The organism is Candidatus Schekmanbacteria bacterium RIFCSPLOWO2_02_FULL_38_14 (assembly GCA_001790855.1).
Taxonomy (GTDB): Bacteria; Schekmanbacteria; GWA2-38-11; order GWA2-38-11; family GWA2-38-11; genus 2-02-FULL-38-14-A.
In genome coordinates this window covers 1-12217 of the sequence record MGDH01000002.1, presented here as the reverse complement: position 1 = coordinate 12217, position 12217 = coordinate 1, and the positions used below count along the sequence as shown (strand labels likewise).

General features: G+C 38.7%; 11 protein-coding genes. 4 read left to right on the top strand and 7 right to left on the bottom strand.

Translation table 11 applies throughout. The features are described from left to right. Window positions 1-44 precede the first annotated feature (44 nt). Complete coding sequence (locus A3H37_12425) at window positions 45-308, top strand: hypothetical protein (GenBank protein OGL51659.1); 264 nt, start codon at window positions 45-47, stop codon at window positions 306-308. Further along, window positions 305-586 carry a hypothetical protein gene (locus A3H37_12420; protein ID OGL51658.1) on the top strand — a complete coding sequence of 94 codons (282 nt, stop codon included), beginning with the start codon at window positions 305-307 and terminating at the stop codon, window positions 584-586. Before A3H37_12425 ends, A3H37_12420 begins: the two co-directional genes overlap by 4 nt. 19 nt (window positions 587-605) lie before the next feature. Here A3H37_12420 and A3H37_12415 read toward each other — a convergent pair whose 3' ends face one another. The 5 genes from A3H37_12415 to A3H37_12395 all read right to left on the bottom strand — a co-directional run bounded on the left by A3H37_12415 (window position 606) and on the right by A3H37_12395 (window position 7059). Further along, window positions 606-1523 carry a radical SAM protein gene (locus A3H37_12415; protein OGL51661.1) on the bottom strand — a complete coding sequence of 306 codons (918 nt, stop codon included), beginning with the start codon at window positions 1521-1523 and terminating at the stop codon, window positions 606-608. A 192-nt stretch (window positions 1524-1715) separates the two neighbouring features. Further along, window positions 1716-2471, bottom strand: coding sequence for a hypothetical protein (locus tag A3H37_12410; protein ID OGL51657.1), 756 nt, complete (start codon window positions 2469-2471; stop codon window positions 1716-1718). A 127-nt stretch (window positions 2472-2598) separates the two neighbouring features. Beyond that, window positions 2599-5181 carry a preprotein translocase subunit SecA gene (locus A3H37_12405; GenBank protein ID OGL51656.1) on the bottom strand — a complete coding sequence of 861 codons (2583 nt, stop codon included), beginning with the start codon at window positions 5179-5181 and terminating at the stop codon, window positions 2599-2601. A gap of 326 nt (window positions 5182-5507) precedes the next feature. Then, window positions 5508-5930, bottom strand: coding sequence for a hypothetical protein (locus tag A3H37_12400; protein ID OGL51655.1), 423 nt, complete (start codon window positions 5928-5930; stop codon window positions 5508-5510). Further along, window positions 5923-7059 (bottom strand): potassium transporter Kef, encoded by a 1137-nt coding sequence (locus A3H37_12395; protein OGL51660.1) that lies wholly within the window; start codon window positions 7057-7059, stop codon window positions 5923-5925. The genes A3H37_12400 and A3H37_12395 overlap by 8 nt, the downstream gene beginning before the upstream one ends. A 250-nt stretch (window positions 7060-7309) precedes the next feature. Between A3H37_12395 and A3H37_12390 the strand changes: the two genes are divergently transcribed. Together A3H37_12390 and A3H37_12385 are read left to right on the top strand one after the other, a co-directional pair. Beyond that, window positions 7310-8692, top strand: a complete 1383-nt coding sequence (locus A3H37_12390; GenBank protein OGL51654.1) for a hypothetical protein — start codon at window positions 7310-7312, stop codon at window positions 8690-8692. 37 nt (window positions 8693-8729) lie between these two features. After that, the gene (locus tag A3H37_12385) at window positions 8730-9953 is read left to right on the top strand and encodes a hypothetical protein (protein ID OGL51653.1); all 1224 of its coding nucleotides are present in this window, start codon (window positions 8730-8732) and stop codon (window positions 9951-9953) included. 121 nt (window positions 9954-10074) lie between these two features. Here A3H37_12385 and A3H37_12380 read toward each other — a convergent pair whose 3' ends face one another. Beyond that, window positions 10075-11001, bottom strand: coding sequence for a hypothetical protein (locus A3H37_12380; protein OGL51652.1), 927 nt, complete (start codon window positions 10999-11001; stop codon window positions 10075-10077). Between the two features lie 197 nt (window positions 11002-11198). Next, complete coding sequence (locus A3H37_12375; GenBank protein OGL51651.1) at window positions 11199-11636, bottom strand: hypothetical protein; 438 nt, start codon at window positions 11634-11636, stop codon at window positions 11199-11201. Between the last annotated feature and the right edge of the window lie 581 nt (window positions 11637-12217).

Sequence of the window (12217 nt, the reverse complement as noted above, 5' to 3'; positions counted from 1 at the left end):
ATGCTTTCTGATATGTTATATATTCTTACCAGAGGTGAAAAATAATGACTATAACAAAGCTAAAAACAAAAAATCAGATAACCCTTCCTAAAGAGATAGTAAAAAAACTGAACTTAAAACCAAACGAATTATTCTCTGTGGCTGTTGATGGAAACTGCATAAAACTTATTCCTGTCGAACTTGAGCCCAAATACACTCCCCAGGAGTTAAATTCTATTGATAAAATAGTTGAAAAAGAAAAGGGTAAAGCCAGAACAGTAAAAGTGGGGAAGGAATTTTCGGGCTATATCAAAAAGATAACTAAATGAAGAAGATATCTATTCTTCCCTCCTTTGAACGCTCAGTTAAGAAATTAACCTCTCAAGAAAAAGAACGGCTCGCTAAAAGTTTAGAAATCTTCAATAATTTTCTTATTACAAGCCAAACTCCATACGGATTTAGGTTTAAAAAGATAAACCATGATAAATATGAATTCAGGATTGATATAAGACTGCGGGTAGTTATGAAAGAGGAAGGTGATACTTTCTATTTAGTCTTAGTTGGCGACCATGATGAGGTGAAAAGGTATTTGCGAAACTTCAGATGATTTTTTATTTTTGATTTCTTTAAAATCCTCTGTGCAGCCCATATGATTTCCCAATCTCACATGCTCTATTATATTCCTGTGGCGTTATGCTTCTTGAAATCTCCGGGTAATCCCCTGCTTTATAGCATGGATAATACTGTCTCATTATATTCACGTAGCTTTCAGTAGAAAGCTCTTGAGCTACAAACCTCAAGACCTCTTCAGAGCCTGCTAAATTATTTGGCATCACAAGATGCCTGATAAGTACTCCTCTGGAAGCTATTCCCGTCTCATCAGTTTTTAAAACACCGACCTGCCTGTGCATTTCTTTCAAAGCCTCTTTTAAAATTTTGTAATAATCCTTAGCATGGCAGAATCTCTCTGATACATTTTCATCACTGAACTTTGCATCAGGCATGTATATATCAATAATCCCCTCAAGCAATTTCAATACCTCTACTGATTCATATCCTCCACAATTAAATACAACTGGAAGCCTTAAGCCATCTTTTATTGCTATCTCAAGTGCCTCTACAATCTGTGGTACAAAATGAGTAGGTGTAACAAGATTTATATTATGGCAACCTATCCCCTGCAGATATAGCATCTGTGAAGCAAGTTCTGAAGCAGGAAGTTCTTCTCCATGCCCTAAATGGCTTATGTCATAGTTCTGGCAAAAGACACATCCTAAATTGCAATAAGTGAAAAAAATTGTCCCTGAGCCGTTTCTTCCTACAAGTGGAGCCTCTTCTCCGAAATGCGGCTCAACAGATGAAACACGCGCATTTGCTCCTCCCTTGCAAAATCCCTTTTCTCCTCTTACTCTGTCAACCCTGCAATTGCGGGGGCAGAGAGTACATTCGCTTAGAATCTCTTTTAGTTTTTTAATTCTATCAGGAAGGAATCCTCTGTTAAAAATCTTTATGTATGATGGAGTTTCTATTGATGCTTTCTTCATAAATTTTCTGTTTTTTGTCATTGCGAGCAAAGCGAAGCAATCTCATCATAATACTGACAGCTATTAGTAAAATAGATGTGCTTAAAAATTCAAAGCCTGCTATTTGAGCTTAAAGCTTGAAAATAGATTGCTTCGGTCGCTTTGTTCCCTCGCAATGACACACGAAAATAGCTATGAGAAAACGCTAACACTTCATTTCAGCCTTTCAAGATACCTCTTAGCCTCTTTGCCTAAACTTGAATCCGGGTCAAGCATAAGAACCATTTCAAACTCCTCAATGGCTTCTCTCTCTTTTTTCATTTTAAAATAATTCTCACCAAGACTGAAATGGGCAGGAACAAATGCCTTATCTATTCGTGTGGATTTTCTGTATTCCTCACAGGCAAGCTCATATTTCCCGTTTTTCTCATAAATTTTTCCAAGATAAAAACGGGACATCAAATTGTCAGGATAAATCCGAAGGACAGCATTATAATTTTCTCTTGCAGATTCAAAATCCCCGAGTTCAAAGTAGGCATTTGCCATATTAAAGTGAACTCTTTCCGGATAGTGGTATGCAGTGTCTTCCAAAACCCTTTTCCATTCCTTGACTGCATCATCAAATTTCTTCTGCAGTGCAAGGGTTAATGCAAAACCATATCTGGCTTCTGAAAAACCGGGGTCAAGCCTCAAAGCCCTTTTAAAGCACCTGACCGCCTCATCATAATCTGAAAGCTTTGTGTTTGCCAAGCCTGCAGCATTGTGGAGTTCAGGGTTTTCAGGGTTCTTATCTATGGCGATGCCAAACTCGGCTTTTGCTTCAGGAAATTTGTTTTGTTTCAGGTAACTAATCCCTGTGTTATAATGAAAGTATGATTCCTGAATCCTTTTTTCTTTAACCTGAGCTGAAACGCAGGAGAATAATGAAATAACCAGAAACAAAACGAAAATATTATTGACTGTTTTCATAACAAATCAAAAAGCAGAGCTTCGCTCTGCAGCTACATTTACCAGCCAGAAATCTGCAATCAACACTCAAAAGCTGAACGCCCCTCACTACTATTCACTGTTCACTAACAACTATTCACTATTATCTTTAAGCTGTTGCCCCAATCATTCCGCAGCATTTTTTGTATTTCTTTCCGCTTCCGCACGGGCACGGGTCATTCCTTCCTACCTTTCCGCTTTCTCTCTTTGAAGGTTTTTTCTTCTCTTCCCCTTCTCCCCTGTTCATTGAAATATCCTTCAACCTCCTCTGAGAACTCTCATAAATTTCCTGGTCGCTTACAAGTTCAATCTTAAAGAGATGGTCAACTGTCTCTTCCTTTATCCTCTCAATCATATTCTGAAACATCTCATATCCTTCTCTCTTGTATTCAACAAGCGGGTCCCTTTGCCCGTATCCCCTCAGGCCTATCCCTTCCTTGAGGTGGTCCATTGCAAGGAGATTGTCTTTCCAGAGATTGTCAATTACCTGAAGCATAACCATTCTCTCTATGTTATCTGCCCGCTCGCCAATCTTTTCCCTTCTCTCCTCTCTTTTCTTCCCGTAAATCTCTTTTAAAAATCCTGACACCTTCTGCACCTGCTCTTCTTTCTCAAGCCCTTCAAAATTTATTCCGCTGTCATCCCTGTCTGTCCTGAACTGCCTGTATATAGCATCCTCAATTTCTTTTTTCTGTGTCTCTAAATCCTCTTCACCCTCGTAAGTATTATAAATCCCTTCTACTATATCATCAATCATATCTGAAACAGCATCCTCAAGGTTTTCGCTTTCAAGCACCATTCTTCTCTGCTCGTAAATAACCTCTCTCTGCTTGTTCATAACATCATCATATTCAAGAAGCTGTTTCCTTATGCTGAAGTTATGTGCTTCCACATTCTTCTGTGCCCGCTCAATGGATTTTGAAACCCACGGATGCTCTATTGGCTGGTCCTCTTCCATCCCTATTCTTTTCATTAGGTTTGAAGTCTTTTCCATTCCAAAAATCCGCAGCAGGTCGTCTTCCATCGAGAGATAGAATCTTGAGGAACCCGGGTCTCCCTGCCTTCCTGACCTTCCTCTTAACTGATTATCAATACGCCTGCTCTCGTGTCTCTCAGTACCAAGGATATGAAGCCCTCCAAGCTTTACCACATCTGCTTCTCTCTCAGGGTCTTTCTCTTTTGTCTCAGGGTCAACTCCTCCAAGCACGATGTCTGTTCCTCTTCCAGCCATGTTTGTGGCAATCGTTATATTTCCCTTTCTTCCTGCCTGAGCTACTATCTCAGCTTCTTTTTCGTGGTACTTGGCATTGAGAACATTGTGGGAAATTCCCTTTTTCTTCAGTATGCTGCTCAGAAGCTCGGATTTCTCAATTGAAATTGTTCCAACAAGGACAGGCTGCTCTCTCCTGTAATAATCCTCAATCTCAGTGACCACTGCCTTGAACTTTTCCTGAACAGTTCTGTAAATTATATCCGGGTGCTCTTTTCTGTTTAAAGGCTTGTTTGCCGGGATTACAGCAACCTCAAGTTTATAGATTTTATGAAACTCCTCCGCCTCAGTGTCTGCAGTGCCTGTCATTCCTGCAAGTTTTTTGTACATTCTGAAATAATTCTGAAAAGTAATTGTGGCAAGGGTCTGGTTTTCATTGGCAATTTTTACATTCTCTTTTGCCTCAAGTGCCTGATGAAGCCCTTCGCTGTAACGTCTTCCCGGCATCAATCTTCCTGTGAATTCATCAACGATAACTACCTCCCCTTCATTCACGACATAATCCACATCTCTTTTAAACAGCGTATAAGCCTTCAGAGCCTGATGGACGTGATGAATCAGCTCAATGTTTTTAGGGTCATAAAGATTGTCAATATTTAAAAACTTCTCTGCCTTTGCAACGCCATCTTCACTCAGGGAGACTGTCCTTGCCTTTTCATCTATTTTATAATCAGTTTCAACCTTCAGCCTTGGAACAAGCTTATTGATGATATAATACTTGTCAGTTGATTCCTCTGTAGGCCCTGAAATTATGAGCGGTGTCCTTGCCTCATCAACCAATATGCTGTCAACCTCATCAACAATGGCATAGTTGAGTTCCCTCTGGCAGTAATCCTCAATTCTGAATTTCATGTTGTCTCTCAAATAATCAAACCCGAACTCATTATTTGTCCCGTATGTAATGTCGCTGTTATATGATTCCTTTCTCTTCTCATCATACATATCATGCTGGATAAGGCCTACTGAAAGCCCAAGGAATTTATATATTCCTCCCATCCATTCACTGTCTCTTCTTGCAAGGTAATCATTAACTGTAACTACATGGACACCTTTCCCTGTAAGCGCATTGAGATAAACAGAAAGCGTTGCAACAAGGGTCTTGCCCTCTCCTGTTTTCATTTCAGCGATTTTTCCCTGATGAAGTATCATTCCCCCGATAAGCTGAACATCAAAATGTCTCATCCCAAGCACCCTGCGCGAGGCTTCACGCACTACTGCAAAAGATTCACATAAAATATCATCAAGGCTCTCGCCTTTCCCGGTTCTTTCTTTGAACTCGCTGGTCTTTGCCATGAGTTTGACATCAGAAAGTTTTCTTATTTCAGGTTCAAGGCTGTTGATTCTTTCAACAATGGGTTGTATTGCCTTTAAATCCCTGTCGTTCTTGCTTCCTATTACTTTCCTTAAAAGTGTTCCAATCATAAAAACCCTGTGTAATTGTAAATTAGAAATTGAAAATTTAAATTTAAAATATTTTTTTAGACTATACCCATTAAAAAATGCCTTTGTCAACAAAATGAAAAAAGTATTTTAAGATTGCAAATAACAAATATTATTATAATATAAAAAAGAAAATATTTCAGTGATTTTTACAAATTTATTTTAGGTCATTAATGCTACAGATTCTATTTATAGCTCTTGGCGGCTCTCTTGGAGCAATTGCGAGATATGTTTTCTCAAATCTTGTCTATCAACACATTAATGATATCTTTCCATGATGAGCAAGCAAATTCCATCGCCGTTTCGAATTATTTCACAACAATCACTGTGCAGGGAGAAAGCTTTGTTATGTTCTGGGAAGTTGAACCCCATACTCTTCCAAAGATTTTTGAATGGCCCATAAAGCCAATCACAAGAAGATCGAATTTTCCATCTTTAGCATAATTAATAACCGTCTCTACTTCATGACCCGGCAGAACCTTTGTGTGAAGCTTGACACCTTCTTTTTTTGCCATCTCAACGGCTTCTTCATTGACCTTTCTAAAATAATTGTTTGCTTCCTGCTTAAACTCTTCTACCTCTCCAATAGTCGCAGCATAGTGCGGTACTCCCTCTTCAACTGAGATACTATGGAGATCTGCATTATATTTTTTTGAAAGGTCAATGGCAACCTGAAGTGCATGCTTTGCACCGTCAGAACCATCATTGGCAATTAATATTTTCTTAAACATCATTAGTCTCCTTCTTAAGCTCAGGTTTGAACCATTTTTGTGCAATTAAAGTTGGCACTACTGCTGAAAGTATAACAGCAGTGACAAGGATTGTATACTGCTCCCGATTTATAATCTTATTAGTTAGTCCAAAAAGGGCTGAAATTGTATCAAATGTAAGACCTGTTGACATCAGTAAAGTTGTATACATCCCTTCCTTTTTACCAAAGCTGAATATCTTGGTTGGGGGCCACACACCTGTAAATTTTGTTCCCATCTTTATCAGAAGAAATATAAAAATTAAATTTGCACTGTTCCACATTGCAGATAGTTTGACAAGTGAACCTGCCTTGATAAAATAGAATGGCGTCAGCATTGTAAATGCAGTAACACGCATCCTGTGACTCAATGTCTTATTCTCAAGAAAAAAAGGCGCAAGCACCATTCCCACAAGATATGCTGGAAGCACCGCCTCACTCTTTGCCATCATAGAAATACCTCCAAGCCCAAAGAGCAAAAAGAATATAAACTTTGTTTCAGGTTCACTCACACGGCTCCCGACCTTTTTGAAAAACCATGGTGTAAACTTAGGAAGTAACAAAAGTATAATTACAGTAACTATAATGAACAAAATCATATACCGGTCATAATTTGCAAAGAGAATGCCAAGTGCAAGGACAGTTCCAAGATCAGTTATGAAACAGGCTGCGAGTATAAGTTTCCCAAGCTCTGTTTCGTTATAACCTGTCTCAATCATCACGGCATAGACTACGGCAACAGATGTCGTTGAAAGTGAAATGCCTGCTATCTGAGCCTGAGCAAGTCCCCATCCGGCAATATAATAAGCATATGCAATCACTCCAAGAAATGGTGCAAGAAATGATAATATCCCTATAGCCATACTTTCTTTAAACCTTTTCTTCAGTACAACGGGATCAACCTCAGCACCGGCAAGAAATGTGAGGAGTATACTACCAAACCCTGCAAGGAAGTTCACCCATTCTGTTCTCTGAAGCGGAAGAAAACTCCCTCCCAATACACCAACCATAATTTCAAGAAGAGCAATTGATATTGCTATCCTTAAGGATAGAAGTGTTGCGCCGAAAGCAAGTCCCATCCATAGCGCTGCCTGAATCCATTGGTTTTCCATTTTATTTTTATCCTCTCTTTTTCTCAACTCCGGCAGGTGATTAAAAATAAAAACCCCTACCGAAATTTATATTTTTCAGTAGGGGTCATTAATCCCTTATGGATGCTTAATGGCGAACCCCATCGCCTTTTTTAAATATAAAAAAAGTATAAATAGAAGTCAAATGAATTTTGAAGTATTTTAAGGTTGCAAAGAATAAATATTATATAATATAAAAAGATAAGATTTCATTATTAGTTATAAATTCTATATGGAAATATTTTTTACAATTATCGGAATTGCAATTGGTGCAGTTTTTGCATGGTTTATTGCTACAGCAAAAGCCAAGACTACTCTTCTTGAGAAAATCAAAGAGGCAGAAAATAAATCAGCAGGGCTTGAAACCACTGTCAGCGAACTGAGAAAACAACTGACTGATAAAGCAATCGAATACAGCAACCTCAACGCATCATTTCAAAACGAGCACTCTCTGCGCATAAAGGCTGAAACACAGCTTGAGGAAGCCCAAAAAAATTTAAACGAGCAAAAACAGCTTTTGGAAAATGCTGCTCAGCAGTTAAAAGAAACCTTTAATTCCCTCTCCTCTGAAGCCCTGAAAAGCAACAATCAAGCGTTTCTTGACCTTGCAAAAAGTTCATTGGAAAAGTACATGGCAGATGCGAAAGGAGATTTGGAAAAACGGCAGGAAACAATAAATGAAACACTGAAGCCAGTTAAAGACTCACTTGAAAAATATGAAACACATATTAAAGAGTTAGAAATCTCAAGGCAGAGCGCATATACCGGGTTGAAACTTTATCTGGATGACATGAAAAATGTTCAGGAAAAATTACAGAAGGAAACAAACGCTCTGGTAACAGCTCTTAAAACATCGCAGGTAAGAGGAAAGTACGGTGAAATCGGATTAAAAAGGGTTGTCGAGTTTGCAGGCATGAACGAGTTCTGCGATTTTGAGGAACAGGTAAGCATTACAACTGACGACGGAAAACTCCGTCCTGATTTGATTGTAAAACTTCCCGGAAACAAAAAAGTAATTGTTGATGCAAAAGTCCCTCTCTCCGCCTATATGCAGGCATTTGAGACAACAGATGAAAATGAAAGGAAGGCATTTCTTTTAAAGCATTCACAAGCTGTCAGAGAACATTTAAAACTTTTAAGCTCAAAATCTTACTGGAGCCAGTTTGATGGAACCACTGATTTTGTCGTTCTCTATCTGCAGATTGAATCCTCCTTTGGGGCTGCACTGGAAATAGACAGAACTCTTATTGAAGACGCCATAAACAACAGGATAATTTTTGCCACTCCCACAACAATTATTTCCCTTCTGAGGACAGTTGCCTTTAGCTGGCAGCAGGAAAAAATTGCAGAAAACTCAAAAAATATATGGGATGCAGGAGTAGAGCTTTACAGCAGAATAAATACGCTTCTTGAACATATTGAAAATATTGGCGGCGGGCTTAAATCTGCAGTTGAAAATTATAACAAAGCTGTTAGCTCTATTGAAAGCAGGTTCATCCCGGGTGCAAGGAAATTAAAAGAGCTTGGAGCTTCTAAGATTGACAAAGAACTTCCTGAATTAGCTCAGATTGACCAGGCAATCAGAACATTGCCTGAGATTGAAAAGAATAGCTAAAATGAGATTCTACTATTTTCTCGCATTTCTCGTATTGATGTTTACCATCATAGTCTCTGTGCAGTGGTATCTTGGGAAAAGAGCAATCAGATGTATAAACAATTCAGGTTTTTCTGCTCGAAAAAAACCTTTGTTGAAAGTACTGATTGTTTCTTCAATTATATTCCTTAATCTTCCACTTTTTTATACCTTTGCAGTCGGCAGGCCCCATGAACCCCTTTCACCCTTCATCATGTACCCTGTAGTCTATCCCTATGCAATATGGGGAAGTTCCTATGTTCTGATTTTTTTAATTTTGAAAATTAGTGACCTTTTCTCTTTTATCTATAAAATTTTTATTCCGCTGCAAGACAAAAAGCAGCACAAAACTGAATATCGGGTCAGGAGACCCGATGCTACCCAGGATAGCGATAGGTCTTCTGACCTGCCATCTTCAATTGGAAAAAGAAATTTCTTAAAAATTGCAGGCAAAGGCATTATCGTTGCACCTGTTCTTTGTTCCTCTTACGGGGTGTTTCTCGCCAGAGAAAACTTTACTGTTAAAGATGCAGAAATAAAAGTTCATGGACTCCCTGACTCATTAAAGACTATGAGGATTGTTCAGATAAGCGACATTCATGCTGGACTTTTTATGGGTAAAAAGGAAATCAGGGAATGGGTTAAGAAAGTTGCAGAGATTAAGCCTGATATGCTTTTCATTACCGGGGATTTCATCGCATCTCCTAATGATTCAATCTCTGAATGTCTTGATGCAGTAAAATTTTTAAGCTCTTTTATGCCTGTTTATGGGTGTTTGGGAAATCATGATTATTGGGGAAACGAGGAAGTACTTACCAAAAGTTTCAAAAATAGCGGTGCAAGACTTCTCAGAAATGAAGGAGAAGGGTTTATTTTTAACAACACCGAACTTAACATCTGTGGTGTGGAAGACCCGATGCGTTCTACACCCGACTTTGAAAAGGCTTCAAAAAATCTTAACACCGGAAAAGCAACAATCTTACTCAGCCACAATCCGAATTATTTTGATAAAATAAAAAAGTATGACATACCTCTTACCCTTTCAGGCCATACCCATGGAGGACAGATAAATATAATTCTTCCCGGTATTAATATAAGTCCTGCGCGCCTTATTACCCGCTACACAAGAGGCCTTTACACTGAAAACAGATGCAATCTTTATGTAAACCCGGGGCTTGGAACAATAGGATTCCCGCTGAGGCTTAATGTCCCGCCTGAGATAACTGTAATAAGGCTGGTATGAAAAGTTTTTAGCAGGGTTAGAAAACCCTGCCTATCGATAGTCAGGACATTCCTGTCCTGATTATTTGAAAGAAAATATTTTTCAGCCTAAAATATAGTGTTTATGAGTTTTTCAGAGAAGATTAATTGAAAAAGAATTTTTTAGGGTTTGACGGAGTGCCTTTGTATCTTACTTCAAAATGGAGGTGAGGACCTGTGCTTCTTCCGGTTGAACCAAGATATGCTATTATCTCTCCCTTTTTTATCTTTTCTCCGGCACTAACAACATTTGCTACATTGTGGGCATAAAGTGTCTCATATCCCTTGCCGTGGTCTATTATGACTGCTCTTCCGTAACCGCTGTCAACCCACCCTGAAAATACAACCTTTCCGTCTGATGCCGCTCTTATAGGAGTCCAAATATTTCCTGAAATGTCAATGCCTTCATGATAAGATTTTTCCCCTGTCAGAGGATCAAGTCTTATTCCATAGCCAGAATTCACTGCGCCTTTAATGGGCCACTGAGGAGCAAGAAAATAAGGATAGCCTTTTTTGCTCTTGAGAATTTCTATTATGGATGAAAATTTCTCTTCATCCTGAGTTGCCGCATTCCAGATTTTTTCAACATCTTCATGGAAGAATTTCTCTTCAGGCTGGAATAACAACGACTCGAGGGTCTGGTTTTTCAAAACATTTATAACAGGACCTCCGAGTCCTCCTGTTTTTTTTTCGATAGTTTTATCATCAATTTCATCAATATTGAAAATTTTCCTTATTTTTTTCTCGAGGAGATGGACACTGTCAAGCTTTGATTCAAGCTTTTTTAATTCTTCTTTGTACTTCCTGTTTTCAAGGCTTAAAAACTTTGTTCTTCTGTTAAGCCCTCTGATTTCAGCCTTGCTGTTTTTTTCCTGAAAATAGATGCCTGAAAGAAAAAGGAAAGCTAATACCGCTGAAGTTATTGTTACGATTGATAATAAAAATAAAGACAGAAATCTTTTTGAAATATGCAGCTCCCTTGCTTTTCCCTTTGGGTGTTCAACTGCTATCCTGTAAAAATCCTTTTCCATTAAGCTATTCCTCAACTTTTTAAAAATTAACATTGAAACAGGGAGGAAATTTCTGCGAATACTATGATGCGTGCAACCTGCTTTCTGACAGAAAGATTCAGTATTGTCAATAGTTATTTTATGTTTTGAAAGAAAAGGGTCAGGTCTTGTTTTTTGACATTATCCTGAAAAAAAAACAACCGTCCCCTTTAATTATTCTATCTGATACACTTTGAAAAATCAATATCAGGTGGATTTTCTGGTAGGCTATACAAGGCATAAGATGAGTTATCCTTATCCTCTTTGTAGAGGATGATACGGTTTCCCTTGTGTTTAATCGGAATTAATATATTGAAGTATTTACCGGCAGACTCTCGTTCAATTTTAATTGTCAATTCACTGAGGGCTTCTTTAACAATTGTGTGGTCTTTCCAGATTTCCGTTCTCACTGGTTCAAGCTTGTTCTCATCGCATAATGTAATTAGCTTTTTAACTATCTCAGTCATGCAGTTTTCATCAATTTTCTTACCTCTGGCATTAAGGAGGGATATGACCCCGACATCGGGAATTTTGAATGACGGAGATGCTTTGTTGCCCTGCTCCTGAAAGTTAAACGAACAGGCTGCTACAAATCCGGCTAATATTAGTTTAAGCATCTTCATACCATAAAAAATGCTGGGGCGCGGTGTGCCACGCCCCAGCCATTGATTCCACAACCGACAAGAGAATTAGTAATTAAGGTGCGTCAGTAATGGTAATATTATCAAACAATATGGCTGTATCGTAAATACTGTCCCCAATGTCAGTAGCATAGAACTTAATTTTAAGGTGCTTCCCAGCATATGCTGATAAATCTAATACCTCGTTTATCATCCATCCTGTATTATAGACACCACCTTTATCAAAACTCACATCTGACTGAGAGACAGAACCGCACAGAGCATCAACATTCCTGCTAAAGAGTACATCCTCAGCTCCCCAGGTGGCTGTTGCGTCATCATATACAGAAATTTTAACGACAAATGCATCCTGAAATTGCGAACTACACCATTCCAGAAACTCTTCTGAGAAGAAGTTCCAGTCAAAGCTAATGGTGCTTAACTTGGATGAGGAGCAGAATTCCTGTTCGATGGAGCCGCTTCACCATTCCAGAAACTCTTCTGAGAAGAAGTTCCAGTCAAAGCTAATGGTGCTTAACTTGGATGAGGAGCAGAATTCCTGTTCGATGGAGCCGCTT